Here is a 16,049-nt window from a genome sequence, read left to right as displayed (position 1 = left end):
GGCGGCGCCCGTGCAGCGCTTACGGCGGGGGCCGGGACGGCGGCCCGCCGCGGCGGGGCCGCGGCGGGTGCCCGCGCCGCGGGAGCCGCGCCCGGCTCCGCCCGCCGCGGCCCGGCGGCGGCTCGCGCAGCTGCTGGCCGGCCGGACGGGCGTGGGCAGCGGCGGCGGGCGGCGGGGGGCCGCCCCGGACCTGACGGAGCTGCTCCCGCAGTGGCTGGCCGCTGCCCGTCGGCACGGGTACCGGGCGCCGCACGCACTGGTGCCGGCGCTGCTGGACGCGGCGCGGGCCCGTACGGACCTGCGCGCCCCCGCGCTGGCCCTGGCCGGGGCGCGGGGGCTGTGGCTGGCCCGGCTGAATCCGGACTGGCGGTTCGCCCTGCGCGGCGGGGCGGGCGGCGCCGGGGAACTGCCTGCCCCCGAGGACCGGGTGGGGGTGGAAAGGCTGTGGCAGGAGGGGCTGTTCGCCGAGCGCGTGGCCCTCCTGGGCGCCGTACGGGCGCACGAGGCGGCGGCTGCGACGCGGCTGCTGTCGACGACCTGGGCCACGGAACGCGCCGAGGACCGGCTGATGTTCCTCGACTCGCTGCGGGTGGGACTGGCCGGAGGGGACGAGCCTTTCCTGGAGGCGGCCCTGGGCGACCGGAGCCGCAACGTCCGGGCGACGGCGGCCGAGTTGCTGTCCGCGCTGCCGGAGTCGGCGCTGGCCGGACGGATGGCGGAGCGGGCACTGGCCTGCGTGGGGCCGGACGGGGTGGTTCCGCCGGCCGCATGCGATGCGGGGATGCTCCGCGACGGAGTGGTCGAACGGCCGCCGGCCGGGCGCGGGGAACGGGCCTGGTGGCTGGGCCAGCTCGTGGAGGCGGCGCCGCTGTCCTGCTGGCAGGAGCGGTTCGGGGGGCTCGGCCCGGCGGAGATCGTGGCGCTGCCGGTGGGCGGGGGCGAGAGCCGGCGGGAGGAACTGCACGCGGCGTGGTGCCGGGCGGCGGTGCGCCAGCGTGATCCTCAGTGGTCGAAGGCGCTGCTCGGCTCGGCGTCGGCGCCGCCCGCGACGGCCCCGGGCACCGCGTCGCTCGCGGAGCGGGCGAAGCTGTTGTCGGTCCTGCCCGACGGGGAACGGGCGCAGTGGGTCGCGGAGTTCATACGGGCCCACGGCCTTTCGGAGGCCTTCCAGCTGCTCGGGGTGTGCGTGGTCCCGTGGGCGGGGACGCTGGGGCGGGCGGTGGTGGACGCGCTGGACGCCGCGCGGGAGGCGGGCAGCTACCCGTGGAGCTTCAGCGGGGTGATGGGGCTGGCCGAGCGCTGCCTGGATCCCGAAGAGGCGGAGCGCCTGGAGGCGGTGGTGGCGCGGGGCGCCGGTTTCGCCGACCCGGCGGAGGCCGCTTCCGGCGCCGCCGCGTACTGGGCCGAGGCCTTCCAGCGCCTGGTCGCCACCCTGCGCCTGCGCGCCGCGATGCTGTCGGAACTGGCCCCCGCATGACTTTCGCGCGCGCATGACTGCGCGTGGCGGGGCGCGGCCGCTCGCACCCCCGGGCGCCGCAGGCGGCCCGGGGGTGCGAGCGTATCGGCAGCGGCGCCCCGGCCGCCCTCGGAGCTACTGGCGGACGTGGGTGCGGACCCAGTCGACGATGGCGGTGGTGGTGGCGCCCGGGGTGAAGATCTCGGCCACGCCCTTGGCCTTCAGGGGGGCGATGTCGTCCTCCGGGATGATGCCGCCGCCGAAGACCTTGATGTCCTCCGCCTCGCGCTCCTTGAGGAGTTCCAGAACACGCGCGAACAGCGTGTTGTGGGCGCCCGAGAGGATCGAGAGGCCGATCGCGTCGGCGTCTTCCTGAATGGCGGTGTCCACGATCTGCTCGGGCGTCTGGTGGAGGCCCGTGTAGATGACCTCCATGCCCGCGTCCCGCAGCGCACGCGCGATCACCTTGGCCCCGCGGTCGTGGCCGTCGAGACCCGGCTTGGCCACCACCACACGGATCGGACCGGTCACACCCATCGCACTGCCTCCCGAGTGAACGAACGTTAAGTACAGCATCGCGCACACCCCCGTTTCACGGTCAACCAGGAGGGGGAAATCACACGTGGGACGGCGTTGATTCACCGCCAGGGGAGCCGCACCGGGGGCGCCGCGTCACCGTACCGACAGCCGCACGGCACGGTGGCGCGGTCGGCCGCAGCCCGCAGGCCATTCCGAAGGCGCCGGCCCAGAAGGCTGAGGGGGGCCGTCCATGGGGGTGTCCATACCCGTACCCGTTTCCGGGGCCGCGCTGCGGGCGGGCGTGCTGGAGGCAGTGGTCCTCGGCGGCCACCTGCTGCTCTACCCGACGGGGATACGGCCCGAGAAGCCCGCCGCGACAGGCGGGAAAGACCTCGGCCGGCCTCCCGTGCTGCTGCTGCACGGGTTCACCGACAACCGGTCCGTCTTCGTCCTGCTGCGCCGCACCCTCGCCGCCGGCGGACGGCGGCACGTGGAGGCGTACAACTACTCCCCCTTCACACGCGACCTGCGCGTCACCGCCCGCCACCTCGCCCGTCGCGTCGAGGAGCTGTGCGAGCGCACCGGGCAGGAGCGGGTGGACCTGGTCGGGCACAGTCTGGGCGGGCTGGTCGGGCGGTACTACGTCCAGCGCCTCGGCGGCGAGGCCCGCGTCCGCACGCTCGTCACGCTCGGCACTCCGCATTCCGGTACGCGGGTCGCCCCCTTCATGGACGCCTACCCGCTGGTCCGGCAGATGCGGCCGGACTCCGAGGTGATGGCCGAGCTGCGGGCACCCGCGCCCGGCTGCCGGACCCGATGTGTGGCGTTCTGGAGCGAGTTCGACGAGCTGATGGACCCGACCGAGACGGCACGCATCGAGCACCCGGACCTCCAGGCGGAGAACGTACAGGTCACCGGTATCGGGCACCTCGCCCTCCCCGCGCATCCGGCCGTCACGGCAGCGGTCCGGCGCGCCCTCGACGGGCCCGCCCCGGCCGCCCTGGCGAGCCTCGGGGACACCGCTTCCGTCGCGTGAACGCCAACCCATCGAAACTCGAACGGATTTCGAACTCAAGGCCAAGGCTCGGCCTTGGTGCGACCGAAAGACGGCCGAATGCCCGGTTCCGCAAAGCCGGCAACCCCTGGAAGATTGTCGTTGCCAGTAACCGCCGGGTACAGTCACGCCACTGCTCTCCCCAAGGAACCTCCCGTTCCCTGGCCACCCAGGCCCCCCACTGCCGAGGCGAAAGAGAAGTTGGTGAACGACCGCCCCTCGCCGGGCCTGTACCCCGATTCCGGGTACGACGGCCTTTCCAACACCGCTTTCGCTGGCGACTCGGCCTATGTTTCCTATGAAACACAGGGTCAGGGGTACGACTACGCCTCCTCCTACCCCTCGTACGAGACCGGCGCCTACGACTCCACCGCCTGGTCCGCGCAGGACGGTTACGCGCAGGACGCCGGCTACCTCTCGACGATCCCCGCCCAGGGCGGCGTCCCCGAGGACACCGCCACCGGGCAGTGGGACGCGAGCGCCTGGAACCAGCAGAGCGGCGCCGCCGACTACCAGGCCACCGCCCTCGGTTACGAGCAGACCGGGCAGTGGGCGATGCCGGGTTACGGCACCACGGGCACCGAGACCGGTGCGTACGACGCCACCGCCTGGAACACGGTCCCGCAGCACGAGCAGCAGACCCAGACCTTCTCGTACGACCACCACCAGTACGAGCTCCAGGAGCAGCAGCACCAGGAGACGGCCTACGCCTACGAGACGCCGGCCGCCGAGGGGTACAGCGAGACCGCCGTCTTCGAAGTCATCGACACCGAAGGCATCGAGAACGCCGATGCCGAGTCCGGCTTCGACCTCGCGCCCGAGCCCGAGCCCGTGCACGACCTGCCCACCCAGGCCATGCCGGTCACCCTGGACGCCGCGCCCGCGCCCCGCGCCTCGCGCCGCGCCGGCGCCAAGTCGAAGACGAAGTCGGCCCCCGCCGCTGCCGCCACCTCCCGGCGCCGCACCCCGGCGAAGCGTTCCGCCCTGCTGACCGTGGCCGTTCCCTCCGCCTGCGTGATGGGCGTCGCCGGTGTCGCGGCCGCCTCCGTGGGCGGGCTCACCGGCACGGAAAAGCCCGCCGAGGGAACCACCACGATGGCCGCGCCCGACCCGGCCTCGGTGAAGCCCGTGGCGGCGAACAGCAAGCTCGACACCCAGCTGACGGCGCTCAGCGCCGACGCGGGCGACTTCGCGGACCGCGCGAGCCGCACGCAGGAGCGCATCGACCTGCGCCAGCGCCAGGAAGACGACAAGAAGCGGAAGGCGGAGGAGGAGGCGGCCAAGGAAGCGGCCCGCCCCAAGTTCGCGATCCCGGTCGAACAGCACGGCCTCAGCGCCAGCTTCGGCCAGGCCGGCGGCATGTGGATGTCCGTGCACACCGGCATCGACTTCCCGGTCTCGTACGGCACCACGGTCATGTCCGCCACCGACGGCACCGTGCGCACGCAGTGGAACAGCGCGTACGGCAACATGGCCATAGTGACCTCGCCCGACGGCACCGAGACCTGGTACTGCCACCTCAGCAGCACCAAGATCCGGTCCGGCAAGGTCAAGGCGGGCGACGTCATCGCCTACTCCGGCAACTCCGGCAACTCCACCGGCCCGCACCTCCACTTCGAGGTCCGGCCCGGCGGCGGCTCGGCGATCGACCCCCTGCCGTGGCTCCGCAGCCACGGTCTGGACCCGACCTGAGCCACCTCGGCGCGAAGGCCCGGGCCTGAGCCCGGGCCCGGCACCCCCCGTTACAGCTTCTGCACCGGCGCGTAGCGCAGGAGCAGGCGCTTCGGCTTGTCGTCCCCGAAGTCGACGGTGGCCTGCGCGTCCGCGCCGGCGCCCCGGACCTCCATGACCGTGCCCAGCCCGAACTGATCGTGCGTGACCCGGTCCCCGACCGCCAGCGCGATGACCGGCTTGTCGGCGGCCCGGCGCGTCGCGAACCCGGACGGCCCCGACTTCGTCCGCGACGAGGACAGGAACGCCTCGGGCGAGGTCCCGAACGTGGCCTTGCCGCCGCCCGAGCCGGAGGATCCGTACCCGGAGCCGGAACTGCGCATCGGGCCCGCCGGCTTCTGCGCCGCGCCCGTCCGCTTCCACTGCAGGTACTCGGCCGGGATCTCCTCGAGGAACCGCGAGGGCGGGTTGTACGAGGGGGTGCCCCACGCGCTGCGCATGCCGGAGCGGGTCAGGTACAGCCGCTCGCGCGCACGCGTGATGCCGACGTACGCGAGGCGCCGCTCCTCCTCCAGCTCCTTGGTCTGGCCCAGCGCGCGCATGTGCGGGAAGACCCCGTCCTCCATGCCGGTCAGGAAGACCACCGGGAACTCGAGGCCCTTGGCCGTGTGCAGGGTCATCAGGGTGATGACTCCGGAGCCGTCCTCGTCCTCGTCCGGGATCTGGTCGGAGTCGGCGACGAGCGCGACCTGCTCCAGGAACTCCGCGAGCGTGCCGCTCGCGGGGGCAGTCTCCGATGTCCCGGCGTCCTCGCCGCGGGCCTGCTCGAACTCCAGGGCCACGGCCGCGAGTTCCTGGAGGTTCTCGATGCGCGTCTCGTCCTGCGGGTCGGTCGAGGCCTGGAGCTCGGCGAGATAGCCCGTACGCTCCAGCACCGCCTCCAGCACCACCGCCGGGCCCGCACCCGCGTCGACGATCGTGCGGAGCTCCTCCATCAGCACGTTGAACCGCTTCACCGCGTTGGTCGAGCGGGCGGCCATGCCGAACGCCTCGTCCACGCGCCGCAGCGCCTGCGGGAAGGTGATCTTCTCGCGCATCGCGAGCGCGTCGATCATCGCTTCGGCTCGCTCGCCGATGCCGCGCTTGGGCACGTTCAGGATCCGGCGGAGCGGGACGTTGTCCTCGGGGTTCGCGAGCACGCGCAGGTACGCGAGGATGTCGCGGACCTCCTTCCGCTCGTAGAAGCGGACGCCGCCGACGACCTTGTAGGGGAGTCCGACGCGGATGAAGATCTCCTCGAACACGCGCGACTGCGCGTTCGTCCGGTAGAAGATCGCGACGTCGCCCGCCTTGGCGTCCCCGGCGTCCGTCAGCCGGTCGATCTCGTCGGCGACGAACTGCGCCTCGTCGTGCTCGGTGTCCGCGACGTATCCGGTGATGACGGCGCCGGCGCCGGCCTGGGTCCACAGGTTCTTGGCGCGGCGGTTCTCGTTGCGCTCGATGACCGCGTTGGCGGCGGAGAGGATCGTCTGCGTGGAGCGGTAGTTCTGCTCCAGCAGGATCGTCGTCGCGTCCTTGTAGTCCTCCTCGAACCGGAGGATGTTGCGGATGGTCGCGCCGCGGAAGGCGTAGATCGACTGGTCGGCGTCACCCACCACGCACAGTTCGGCCGGCGGCAGGTCCGGGTAGCCGGTGCCGACGAGCTCGCGCACCAGCGTGTACTGGGCGTGGTTGGTGTCCTGGTACTCGTCCACCAGGACGTGGCGGAAGCGCCGCCGGTAGTGCTCGGCGACGTCCGGGAACGCCTGGAGCAGGTGGACGGTCGTCATGATGATGTCGTCGAAGTCGAGCGCGTTGGCCTCGCGCAGCCGCCCCTGGTACATCGCGTACGCCTGGGCGAGCGTCTTCTCGAATCCGTCGGCGGCCTGCCCGGCGAAGGCGTCCTCGTCGATGAGCTCGTTCTTGAGGTTCGAGACCTTGGCGTTGAAGGCCTTGGGCGGGAACTTCTTCGGGTCCAGGTCCAGGTCGCGGCAGACGAGCGCCATCAGGCGCTTCGAGTCGGCCGCGTCGTAGATCGAGAAGGACGAGGTGAAACCGAGGCGCTTCGACTCGCGGCGCAGGATCCGTACGCACGCGCTGTGGAACGTCGACACCCACATGGCGTTGGCGCGCGGGCCGACCAGGCCCTCGACGCGCTCCTTCATCTCGCCGGCGGCCTTGTTGGTGAAGGTGATCGCCAGGATCTGGCCGGGGTGGACGCCCCGCGCGGCCAGCAGGTGGCCGATGCGGTGGGTCAGCACCCGGGTCTTGCCGGAGCCGGCGCCGGCCACGATGAGCAGCGGGGAGCCGGCGTGCACGACGGCCGCCGCCTGCTGCTCGTTCAGCCCGTCCAGAAGCATCGCGGGGTCGATGACGGGCTTGGGGGCGCCGTCCCGGTAGTACGCGTTACCGCCCATGGGCACGTCGAACTGCCCCCCGAACAGATCGTCCGCGCCTTCCTCCGGCGCGGGGTGATCCTCGGGCGGCGGGGGGACCTCGTCGGAGGGGGTGAGGTCCGCCAGGAAACTGTCGTCAAAGAGGCTGCTCATCGCTTTCCGAGTCTAGAGGTCGGGACCGACACGCCAGTACGAGTTCCAGGAGACCGGGGAAGCGGAGCTCCAGATCGTCGCGGCGCAGCGCGAGGTAGAGCTTGCGTCCTTGCGGGCGCCGGCAGATCACCCCACCCTCCCGGAGCGTTTTGAGGTGGTGCGTGACGCTGGATCGGGGCAGGTCAGGCACCACTTCGCCGCAGAACGCCTCCTCGCCGGAGGCGAGCTTGCGGACGATCTCGAGGCGGACGGGGTGCCCCAGGGCCGCGAGCACCTCGGCCAGGTCGAGGTCCTGGGTGCGGGGGTGGGTCGGCTCGGCGGCGGCAGGCATGTCCTCACTGTACGCAGATCTCGTACGGACACGGCCAGACCGTTCGAAGATCTCGTACATTGGGACGGACCCGCTTCCGGAGCCGACCTGGAGCCCCCGTACGCTCGACGCCATGGATGTACTCATCAATGTCTTCGTGGGCCTGCACATCATCGGCATCGCCTCCCTCCTGGGCGGTTTCCTGACGCAGATGAAGGCGATGAGCGCCGGCACCGCCCGCTTCGTGCCCGCGATGCTGCACGGCGCGCTGACGATGCTCGTCACCGGCGTCCTGCTGGTCGGCTTCCACGAGATGGACGGCGGCCACGTCAACAACATCAAGATCGGCGTGAAGCTCGCCGTCCTCTTCGTGATCCTCGCGCTCGTCTACGTGAAGCGGGACGAGGAGCACGTGGACAAGGCGCTGTTCGGCGCGGTCGGCGGGCTGACCGTGGTCAATATCTTCATCGCCGTCCTCTGGCACTGATCCCGGCAGCGAACCACAACAGCCACATCCGGCCACATCAGTTCACGTCGGGGCACTTGCGATCATCTCGTCATCCCACCGTTACCTTCGGGTCTAGCGTCCTCCTCCAAGCACCGAGCTCCCGAGCGAGGAAGGACGTGAGGCCCTCGTGGCCAGTCACCGAAAGCCCAGGCAGCGCCCGCTCCATCCGCTCTCCCGCGGCACCGTGCGGACCGCAGCGACACTCGCCCTCGCGGGCGCTGCCACCGCCACCGCCTTCGAAGGCACCTCGCAGGCCGACCCCCAGCAGACGCCCTCCCAGGTGAAGGCCGAGGTGGACCGGCTCTACGAGGAGGCCGAGGAGACGGCAGAGCGGTACAACGGGGCGAAGGAGCAGGCCGACGAGGCCCAGCGCGCGCTCGACGCACTGCGCGACGAGGCCGCCCGCAAGACCGACCGGCTCAACACCGCACGCCGGGCGCTCGGTTCCCTGGCCGCGGGCCAGTACCGCACCGGCGGCCTGGGGCCCGCCATGCGGCTGGCGCTGGCCGAGAACCCCCAGGACTACCTGGACCAGGCCTCTTTCCTCACCCGGACCGGGGACCGCAGCGCCGCCGAGGTCGCCTCCGTACGACGCGGGCTCGACGAGGTCGGGCAGCTCAGGGACAAGGCCTCCGGCCGGCTCGCCGACCTGCGCGCCCGCGAGGGCGAGCTCGCCGGGTACAAGGCCACCGTGGAGGGCAAGCTCGACAGCGCCAAGCGGCTGCTGGCCAAGCTCACCGCCGAGGAAAGGGCCGCGTACGAGGCCCAGTCGGGCGGCGCGGCCCCCGCCGGTCCGCGCGCCACGACCCCGGCGCCGCCGCCCTCGGACGGCACGCGCGCCGCCCGCGCGGTGGCGTTCGCGTACGGGGCGATCGGCAAGCCGTACATCTGGGGCGCGACGGGACCCGGCTCGTTCGACTGTTCCGGCCTGACCCAGGCGGCCTGGCGCTCGGCCGGGGTCTCCCTCCCCCGCACCACGTACACCCAGATCAACGCCGGGCAGCGGGTCTCCCGCGATCAGCTGGCCCCCGGTGACCTGGTGTTCTTCTACTCCGGGGTCACCCACGTCGGGATGTACATCGGCAACGGCCAGATGATCCACGCCCCGCGCCCCGGGTCGACGGTCCGCGTGGCCCCGATCGACTCGATGCCGTGGGCGGGCGCCTCCCGCCCCGCGTGAGCCGGCGGCGCGAGCGCCCTACGGCGCCTTGACCTGCGTGGTCAGCCAGGCGAACACCGCCGGGAGCTGCTTCGACCACGAGTCGAGGTTGTGCCCGCCGGTGACCTTCTCCGCGTGCACCGCCGTCGGGGTCTGGGCGATGGCCTTGAGGTCCGTGCCGGACAGGTAGCCGTCCTGCTCGGCGCCCGACATCCACAGCGTGACCGCCGGCGGGGTGGGCGCGCCCTTGAGCAGCGCCTTCAGGTTGTGGGTGCGCCGCATCTCCGGGTCCTGCGCGACCAGCGAGGTGGGCTCCTGGCCCGGGTCGTTGTAGCCGGAGAGGGAGACGGCCGCGCTGTAGCGGTCGGGGTGCAGGATTGCCAGCTTGGCGGCGCAGTACGCGCCCGCCGAGTAGCCGGCCACGCCCCAGGTGCGGGCCTCGTCGGAGGCCCGGAAGTTGTCGGTGACCATCTTGCGGACGTCGACGCTGAACCAGCTGTCCGCGTTGACCTTGCCCGGGATGTTCGCGCATCCGGTGTCGCCGTTGCCCAGCAGCATGGCGCGCGGCGAGACCAGGATGAACGGCTGCACCTTGCCGCTCTTCATCAGCGGCTCCAGCACCTCGGCCGCCTTGAGCCCCTGGAACCAGGACTTGCCCGTCCCGGGTATGCCCGGGATCAACTCGACCACCGGGAACTTCTTGTTCTTGAACGCCGGGTCGTCGTACTGCGGCGGGAGCCACACCATGACGTCGCCCTTGACCCCGGAGATCTTGCCGTCGAGCTCGGTCTTCTTGACCCGGCCGCCGAGGCCCTCGACCGGCTGGAAGTCCTGGAGCACCTTCGGCTCCGCCTTGACCTCCGCGGCCTTCTTCCCGCCGAGCCCGTCCGCACCGAGGTCGGGGGCGGCCGTGACGTACTTGCCGGTGCCGAGCAGATCGCCCCACGAGGCGTAGAAGTTCTCCTCGCGGTTCACCGAGATGAACACCAGCGCGACGGCGGTGACCTGGGCGAACACCACCATCAGGGCCCGGGTCGACACGCGTACGACGGCGGGGCCGCGCACCTTGCTCCACACGGCCAGCGGCAGGAGAACGGCGATCGCCGTGAGGGCGATCGCCGTCGCGAACAGGGGGAACCCCGTCAAGCTCATCACGCCACCCAAGAGGGCAGCGCGGCACCGCGCGGTTGCCCCCGCCCCTTGCGGCGTGGGTCACACCTGCGCGCGCATCACACCTGATCAGACGTCACATGAGACGTCACACCAGGCGGCGCGCCGTCGCCCAGCGGGTCAGCTCGTGCCGGTTGGAGAGCTGGAGCTTCCTGAGCACCGCCGAGACGTGGGACTCCACGGTCTTCACCGAGATGAAGAGCTGCTTGGCGATCTCCTTGTACGCGTACCCGCGCGCGATCAGCCGCAGCACCTCGCGCTCGCGCTGGGTGAGGCGGTCCAGGTCCTCGTCGACCGGGGGCGCGTCCGTCGAGGCGAAGGCGTCGAGCACGAAGCCCGCCAGCCGCGGGGAGAACACCGCGTCCCCCTCCTGCACCCGGAAGACCGAGTTCACCAGGTCGGTCCCGGTGATGGTCTTGGTGACGTACCCGCGCGCACCGCCCCGGATGACGCCGATGACGTCCTCGGCGGCGTCCGACACCGACAGGGCCAGGAACCGCACCGGGTTCTCGGCGGCCGCCATCAGCGGGGCGCAGCGCCGCAGCACCTCGACCCCGCCGCCGCCGGGCAGGTGCACGTCGAGCAGGACCACCTCGGGCCGGGTGGCGGTGATCACGGTGACGGCCTGGTCCACATCGGCGGCCTCGCCGACGACCTCGACCCCGGTCCGGGCGGTCTCGCCGATCTCGGCCTGCACGCCTGTGCGGAACATCCGGTGGTCGTCGACGAGCACCACCCGGACGTGCCTGCCCACTGCCGCGCTGCCGGTCGTCTCCTCGGTCATGCTGCGTTCGCCGCCCTCTCCATCTCCAGCTCGACTTCCGTGCCGCCGTCGGGCGCGGACCGCAGCCGTGCGGTCCCGCCGTTGCGCTGCATCCGGCCGATGATCGATTCTCGTACGCCCATGCGGTCGTCCGGTACCGCGTCGATGTCGAAGCCCGGCCCACGGTCCCGTACGGACACGAACACCGTCTGCCCCTCCACCTCGGCGTACACCTGCACCGGCCCGCCCTCGCCACCGTACTTGGCGGCGTTGACCATCGCTTCGCGCGCGGCCTGGATCTGTGCGCCCAGCCTTTCGTCGAGCGGGCAGTCCCCGACCACGACGACCTCGATCGGGACCCCGTGGTGGTCCTCGACCTCGGCGGCCGTCTTCTTGACGGCCTCCGCGAGGGTGGTGGGCTCCTCGGCCTCGTCCTTGCCGGTGCCCTCAGGCTTGTAGAGCCAGTTCCGCAGCTCCCGCTCCTGTGCGCGGGCGAGGCGGCGGACCTCGCCGACGTCCTCCGCGTTGCGCTGGATCAGGGTCAGGGTGTGCAGCACCGAATCGTGCACGTGGGCGGCGACCTCGGCGCGCTCCTGGGCGCGGATGCGCATCAGGCGCTCCTCGGAGAGGTCCTGGGTCATCCGGATCAGCCAGGGGCCGGCGAGCAGGGCTATGCCGACGAGGACGGCGAGGGCGGCGGTCAGCACGTTGCCGAGCTGGGCCGCCGAGCCGCGCACGACGATGAAGACGGTCAGGCCCACGCCGACCAGGGCGACCCCGGCGAAGCCGCGGGCGATCTGGAGCAGGCGCGCGTTGCGCCCGGCGGCGGCGCCCCAGTGGGCGCGGCGGGCATTGTCGGCCTGGCGCCATACGAGGACCACACCGGCGCCGACCAGCAGCGTCGGCCACACGTACCGGCCGGAGGTGCCGCCGAGCTGGACCTTGGAGATGAAGATGCCGGCGCCGATGCACAGGGCGATGAGGGCGGTGATCTGCCCCCGGTCCGGTTTGCGCAGGCGGCGGCTGCCATCGGCGAATGTCTCGAAGAAGGAGCGGTGTCCGGTGCGGCCGCCGATGCCCAGCGGTACGAAGACCCAGAACGCGGCATACAGCAGTACGCCCAGCCCGTCGCCCCACATGAACAGGCCGAGGAAGGCGAGCCGGACCCAGACGACCGGCAGCCCGAGGTGCCCTGCGAGACCGCGCGCGACACCGCCGAGCATCCGTCCGTCGGCGCTGCGGTAGAGCTTGCGCTGCGGCGGTTCGTCGGCGTCTGTCGTGTGCGGGGGACGGGGGGCGGTGGAGACGGGCATGCCATTGATGGTCACATGCGGGCCGGGTACGGGACATCAGGGCAGCCCCCCAGTTCCGTCGGGGGGATATCAGGGTTGCGCCAGGGTCGGGCCCGGTGCCGCGGGGCGCGGCGGGTTGTCACCATGGAGCCATGACCAAGCACGACTCCCCGCCTTCGCCGGCCGGTGCCACCGCGGCGCCGCCGCCCGGCGACCGGCCCGCAGACCGCGCCGCCGACCGGCCGCCGCTGCGCCGCAGCAAGCGCGACAAGGTCCTCGCGGGCGTGTGCGGCGGCCTCGGCCGGTACTTCGACCTGGACCCGGTGATCTTCCGGATCGTGCTCGGCGTCCTCGCGGGCACCGGCGGGGTCGGCCTGATCTTCTACGGCTTCGCGTGGCTGCTGCTGCCGGTGGAGGGCGAGGAGGACAGCGAGGCCAAGAAGCTGCTGACCGGCCGGGTCGAGGGGGCCACCCTCGCCGCGGTGTTCGCGGCCCTGGTGGGCTGCGCGCTGTTCCTGTCGATGCTGGACAACGGCGGGCTGGCCGTGTTCTCCGTCCTGGTCATCCTGGCCCTCGGCGGGGCCGGGTACTGGTCGCAGCGCCGCCGGAAGGCCGCCGCCCCCGAGGCCGAGCCGCAGGCGGTGCACCGGCCGGCCCCCGCCCCGCCGGAGACCCAGGCTCCGCCCGTGCCCGGCAGCCCGTCCTGGTGGCGGGACCCGCTGGTCAAGGACGGTACGACCGGCCCCGTGGGATCCACCGGGTACCTGTGGGGGCCGGACGATTCGGCCGATGCGAACGCCGCCCGGAACATCGGGGGCGGCCGCGGCGAGGACGCCCCCGAGCGGGCCGCAGCCCCGAGGCTCCCGCGCGGCGGCATCGGCGGCCGGGTGTTCGTCCTGGCCCTGCTGGCCGGGGGCGGCGTCACCGCCGCGGTCTGGCAGGGCAGCACCCTCTCGCACGCGCTGCAGTTGGGCCTGGCCTCGGCGCTCGCCGTGTTCGGGCTCGGCCTCGCGGTCAGCTCGGTCAAGGGCCGTACCGGCTTCGGCACCATCCTGCTGGCGGTGGTCACGGCCGGGCTGCTGGCCGGCGCCTCCGCGCTGCCGCGTGAGATCGGCACCGACTGGAAGTCCGTGGAGTGGCGGCCGGCCGCGGTGGCCGATGTCAGGCCCGTCTACGCGGCGGGCACCGGGCTGGCCACGCTGGACCTGAGCCGGCTGGACGTGCCGAAGGGCACCACGCTGTCCGTCCGGGCCTCCGTGGAGGCCGGCCGGCTCAAGGTGATCGTGCCCCGCGAGGTCACCGCGCAGGCCGACGTCTCGGTGAAGCTGGGCGACATCCACATGCCCGGGGAGACCAGCCAGGACGTACGGGTCAAGAGCGGCGGGGAAACCCGGCAGGCGACCTTGAAGCCGTCCGCCGGCACCGAGGCCGGGGGAACGATCGAGCTGGACCTGAGCGCAGGTTACGGACAGGTGGAGGTGGCACGTGCCGCGTCATGAGTTCCAGCCCGGACGGCTGCTGGCCGGCCTGATCCTGGTGGCCGCGGGCGTGCTGTATCTGCTCGACGCGACCGGGGAGGCGGACCTGCCCTGGTTCCTGGTCATCCCGATGACCATGGGCGGGCTGTGCCTGGCCGCGCTGGTGGGGATCGTGACCTATGCGATCCGGCGGGACCGGCGGGACCGGATCAGCGAGTCCAGCGAGAGATAGGGCGCCCCGGCCATGATCATCGGGATCCAGGCCATCAGGTACACCAGGTCGTTGCCGTAGTAGTACGGGCTCACCGGCCAGGACACCGTGAGCCACAGGCTGAGCGAGATCAGCGCTCCGCCGGCGGCCGCGACCCGGGTCAGCAGACCGGCCAGAACGCCGAGTCCCACCAGGAGCTCCCCGATGGCCAGCAACGCCCCGAAGCCGACGGGCGAGAGCAGCGCCCAGTCCACCAGGGCGGGGATCGCGGAGGTGTCGCGCACGCCGTGCATCTGCTCGCCGATGGAGCCGGTGCCGGAGGCGTGCAGGAACGCGGAGTCGGTCAGCTTGTCCAGGCCCGCGTAGGTGAAGGTCACGCCGAGGAAGATCCGCAGCGGCAGCAGGGCGTACCGGGCGGCCTGCTCCCGCAATCCGGACGGGCCGGAAGGACCGGCGGAACCGGAAGCGCCGGAAGAGCCGGCGGAAGGGACGTCAGTTCGGGTCACGTCCCATGTGTACCCCGGTTCACTCGGCCACGTCGATGGTGCAGCGGTTGGATTCCACTCCGGCGGCTGTCACCACCTGCACCTCGATGCGCCCGGGTTCCACTTCCGCCGGGACCGGCACGGTCAGGGTCGCGTCCGAGGGGTTGGTGAACCCGCCCGCGACCGGCACCAGCGGCACGTGCACGTGGACGGCCCCGACCCGTACGACCAGCCGGGCGAGCATCTCGGGGGTCTGCGCCCCGGGCGGCACGAAGCCCACCCCGCGGATCTCGATGTCGTCGCCGGGCCGGACGGCCGCGTCGAGGTCGCCCGGCTCCCGTCTGCGCACCACCGACAGGATCAGCGGACGGGTGACCTCCGCGTACTTCGCCGCCAGGTACACCGCCGCCGACAGGGCCACGAGCAGGGACAGTGCCCACGGCAGCCGCGGCAGCCGGTCCGGGAACCGGGCCATCGACACCGCCGCGAAGGCCAGCACCACCGTGGAGACCAGCACGTACTGCGCGTCCGGGAAGCTCCCCCGGCCCGCGTCGTCCGTCAGCAGGTCCACCCCGCGCGGCCGGTCCGCCGGCAGCTTCTGCATCCGCTGGCCCATGATCCGTACGGTGACCACCCGGCGCACCAGCACCGCCACGGCCGAGGTCAGCGCGACCACCGCCAGCAGCGGAAGCGCCCGTCCGAGCGCGAGCCCCGCGTACAGGGCCTGCCGCTCGGCGCCGGGCGGCGAGGCGGCGAGGCGCAGCGCGGGCAGCAGCGCGGCGAACGCCGTCAGCACCACCCAGGCGCTCGGCACCGCCTTCGAGGTGGACAGCCGGTTGTCCTCGCCGACCAGCGGGGCGAGCAGCCCGCCGCGCAGCGACTGGGCGCGGGCGGCGACCGTGAGCAGCCCGGCCAGGACCACCGCCGCGAGCAGCCCGGCGGTCCGCGCCGTGGACCAGCCGGTGCCGAGCGCGGTGCCGACCTGCACCAGCAGCAGCATCCCGGCGGCGATCCACACGGCGAGCACGGCCCGCCGCGAGAACAGGTACAGCCAGGAGTTGCCGGCTTCCCGGCCCCGGTCGGCGACCGTACGGGCCGACAGGGTCAGCTCGTCTGAGACCCACTGCCGGGACGCCCCTGCGGAGCGGGCCACCGCGGCCGGCAGCCCCTGGCCGGCGGCGAACTCGTCGCGCTTCTCGGTGAACGCGGCGACGGCGCGCCGGTGCCCCTCCTGCGCGCCGTGCGGGCAGTCGTCGCAGGTGCAGGCGCCGCCGTGGGTGCTTCGGGACATCTCTTGGACAGCCACGTGCGTGCCGCCTCTCTGAACTACGGTGCAATGCCAGCGAATTGTGCACCACTGCGGCAGTGCTCCGGATTGCGCACGA

The 16,049-nt window shown here is 72.5% G+C and carries 15 protein-coding genes; 7 read left to right on the top strand and 8 right to left on the bottom strand.

Annotated features, from left to right (window positions below; translation table 11 throughout):
* Positions 1-1,477: DUF5691 domain-containing protein (locus tag ACFXGI_RS23105; protein WP_384709697.1), on the top strand; the 1,477-nt coding region annotated here is incomplete at its 5' end.
* Between the two features lie 114 nt (positions 1,478-1,591).
* Here the strand turns inward: ACFXGI_RS23105 and ACFXGI_RS23100 are convergent.
* The gene (locus ACFXGI_RS23100) at positions 1,592-1,993 is read right to left on the bottom strand and encodes a cobalamin B12-binding domain-containing protein (RefSeq protein ID WP_030864249.1); all 402 of its coding nucleotides are present in this window, start codon (positions 1,991-1,993) and stop codon (positions 1,592-1,594) included.
* Between the two features lie 232 nt (positions 1,994-2,225).
* Between ACFXGI_RS23100 and ACFXGI_RS23095 the strand changes: the two genes are divergently transcribed.
* Together ACFXGI_RS23095 and ACFXGI_RS23090 are read left to right on the top strand one after the other, a co-directional pair.
* The gene (locus ACFXGI_RS23095; protein WP_384709694.1) at positions 2,226-3,011 is read left to right on the top strand and encodes an esterase/lipase family protein; all 786 of its coding nucleotides are present in this window, start codon (positions 2,226-2,228) and stop codon (positions 3,009-3,011) included.
* A 78-nt stretch (positions 3,012-3,089) separates the two neighbouring features.
* Positions 3,090-4,721 carry a peptidoglycan DD-metalloendopeptidase family protein gene (locus tag ACFXGI_RS23090; RefSeq protein ID WP_384709691.1) on the top strand — a complete coding sequence of 544 codons (1,632 nt, stop codon included), beginning with the start codon at positions 3,090-3,092 and terminating at the stop codon, positions 4,719-4,721.
* A 50-nt stretch (positions 4,722-4,771) separates the two neighbouring features.
* Here ACFXGI_RS23090 and pcrA read toward each other — a convergent pair whose 3' ends face one another.
* Both pcrA and ACFXGI_RS23080 read right to left on the bottom strand, forming a co-directional pair.
* Positions 4,772-7,288, bottom strand: a complete 2,517-nt coding sequence (gene pcrA, locus ACFXGI_RS23085) for a DNA helicase PcrA (RefSeq protein WP_384709688.1) — start codon at positions 7,286-7,288, stop codon at positions 4,772-4,774.
* The gene (locus ACFXGI_RS23080) at positions 7,272-7,619 is read right to left on the bottom strand and encodes an ArsR/SmtB family transcription factor (RefSeq protein WP_384709686.1); all 348 of its coding nucleotides are present in this window, start codon (positions 7,617-7,619) and stop codon (positions 7,272-7,274) included. The genes pcrA and ACFXGI_RS23080 overlap by 17 nt, the downstream gene beginning before the upstream one ends.
* Before the next feature lie 112 nt (positions 7,620-7,731).
* Here ACFXGI_RS23080 and ACFXGI_RS23075 point away from each other — a divergent pair, with 112 nt between their 5' ends.
* Both ACFXGI_RS23075 and ACFXGI_RS23070 read left to right on the top strand, forming a co-directional pair.
* The gene (locus ACFXGI_RS23075) at positions 7,732-8,085 is read left to right on the top strand and encodes a hypothetical protein (RefSeq protein WP_384709683.1); all 354 of its coding nucleotides are present in this window, start codon (positions 7,732-7,734) and stop codon (positions 8,083-8,085) included.
* A 148-nt stretch (positions 8,086-8,233) separates the two neighbouring features.
* Positions 8,234-9,286 carry an NlpC/P60 family protein gene (locus ACFXGI_RS23070; protein WP_384709680.1) on the top strand — a complete coding sequence of 351 codons (1,053 nt, stop codon included), beginning with the start codon at positions 8,234-8,236 and terminating at the stop codon, positions 9,284-9,286.
* An 18-nt stretch (positions 9,287-9,304) separates the two neighbouring features.
* Here the strand turns inward: ACFXGI_RS23070 and ACFXGI_RS23065 are convergent, their stop codons facing one another.
* From ACFXGI_RS23065 to ACFXGI_RS23055, 3 genes are all read right to left on the bottom strand, one after another.
* Positions 9,305-10,417, bottom strand: a complete 1,113-nt coding sequence (locus tag ACFXGI_RS23065; protein ID WP_384709677.1) for an alpha/beta hydrolase — start codon at positions 10,415-10,417, stop codon at positions 9,305-9,307.
* 106 nt (positions 10,418-10,523) lie between these two features.
* Positions 10,524-11,219 carry a response regulator transcription factor gene (locus ACFXGI_RS23060; protein ID WP_030864264.1) on the bottom strand — a complete coding sequence of 232 codons (696 nt, stop codon included), beginning with the start codon at positions 11,217-11,219 and terminating at the stop codon, positions 10,524-10,526.
* Positions 11,216-12,511 (bottom strand): PspC domain-containing protein, encoded by a 1,296-nt coding sequence (locus ACFXGI_RS23055; RefSeq protein ID WP_384709674.1) that lies wholly within the window; start codon positions 12,509-12,511, stop codon positions 11,216-11,218. The genes ACFXGI_RS23060 and ACFXGI_RS23055 overlap by 4 nt, the downstream gene beginning before the upstream one ends.
* A 131-nt stretch (positions 12,512-12,642) precedes the next feature.
* Here ACFXGI_RS23055 and ACFXGI_RS23050 point away from each other — a divergent pair, with 131 nt between their 5' ends.
* Both ACFXGI_RS23050 and ACFXGI_RS23045 read left to right on the top strand, forming a co-directional pair.
* Positions 12,643-13,989, top strand: a complete 1,347-nt coding sequence (locus ACFXGI_RS23050; protein ID WP_384709671.1) for a PspC domain-containing protein — start codon at positions 12,643-12,645, stop codon at positions 13,987-13,989.
* The gene (locus tag ACFXGI_RS23045) at positions 13,976-14,200 is read left to right on the top strand and encodes a hypothetical protein (RefSeq protein ID WP_030864274.1); all 225 of its coding nucleotides are present in this window, start codon (positions 13,976-13,978) and stop codon (positions 14,198-14,200) included. Before ACFXGI_RS23050 ends, ACFXGI_RS23045 begins: the two co-directional genes overlap by 14 nt.
* Here ACFXGI_RS23045 and ACFXGI_RS23040 read toward each other — a convergent pair.
* Together ACFXGI_RS23040 and ACFXGI_RS23035 are read right to left on the bottom strand one after the other, a co-directional pair.
* Entirely contained in the window at positions 14,146-14,685 is a 540-nt protein-coding gene (locus ACFXGI_RS23040) for a DoxX family protein (RefSeq protein WP_384709667.1), read from the bottom strand. The genes ACFXGI_RS23045 and ACFXGI_RS23040 overlap by 55 nt on opposite strands.
* Positions 14,686-14,704: 19 nt before the next feature.
* Entirely contained in the window at positions 14,705-15,955 is a 1,251-nt protein-coding gene (locus ACFXGI_RS23035) for a hypothetical protein (protein WP_384709664.1), read from the bottom strand.
* Positions 15,956-16,049 lie beyond the last annotated feature (94 nt).

This window comes from Streptomyces sp. NPDC059355 (genome assembly GCF_042752335.1).
GTDB lineage: Bacteria > Actinomycetota > Actinomycetes > Streptomycetales > Streptomycetaceae > Streptomyces.
This window is presented reverse-complemented; position numbering and strand designations above follow the sequence as displayed.

What these genes read in the sequence shown, in the direction of transcription:
- ACFXGI_RS23100 (WP_030864249.1), bottom strand. Translation starts at nt 1,993, where the DNA reads ATGGGTGTGACCGGTCCGATCCGTGTGGTGGTGGCCAAGCCGGGTCTC.
- ACFXGI_RS23095 (WP_384709694.1), top strand. Translation starts at nt 2,226, where the DNA reads ATGGGGGTGTCCATACCCGTACCCGTTTCCGGGGCCGCGCTGCGGGCG.
- ACFXGI_RS23090 (WP_384709691.1), top strand. Translation starts at nt 3,090, where the DNA reads ATGCCCGGTTCCGCAAAGCCGGCAACCCCTGGAAGATTGTCGTTGCCA.
- pcrA (WP_384709688.1), bottom strand. Translation starts at nt 7,288, where the DNA reads ATGAGCAGCCTCTTTGACGACAGTTTCCTGGCGGACCTCACCCCCTCC.
- ACFXGI_RS23080 (WP_384709686.1), bottom strand. Translation starts at nt 7,619, where the DNA reads ATGCCTGCCGCCGCCGAGCCGACCCACCCCCGCACCCAGGACCTCGAC.
- ACFXGI_RS23075 (WP_384709683.1), top strand. Translation starts at nt 7,732, where the DNA reads ATGGATGTACTCATCAATGTCTTCGTGGGCCTGCACATCATCGGCATC.
- ACFXGI_RS23065 (WP_384709677.1), bottom strand. Translation starts at nt 10,417, where the DNA reads ATGAGCTTGACGGGGTTCCCCCTGTTCGCGACGGCGATCGCCCTCACG.
- ACFXGI_RS23060 (WP_030864264.1), bottom strand. Translation starts at nt 11,219, where the DNA reads ATGACCGAGGAGACGACCGGCAGCGCGGCAGTGGGCAGGCACGTCCGG.
- ACFXGI_RS23055 (WP_384709674.1), bottom strand. Translation starts at nt 12,511, where the DNA reads ATGCCCGTCTCCACCGCCCCCCGTCCCCCGCACACGACAGACGCCGAC.
- ACFXGI_RS23050 (WP_384709671.1), top strand. Translation starts at nt 12,643, where the DNA reads ATGACCAAGCACGACTCCCCGCCTTCGCCGGCCGGTGCCACCGCGGCG.
- ACFXGI_RS23035 (WP_384709664.1), bottom strand. Translation starts at nt 15,955, where the DNA reads ATGTCCCGAAGCACCCACGGCGGCGCCTGCACCTGCGACGACTGCCCG.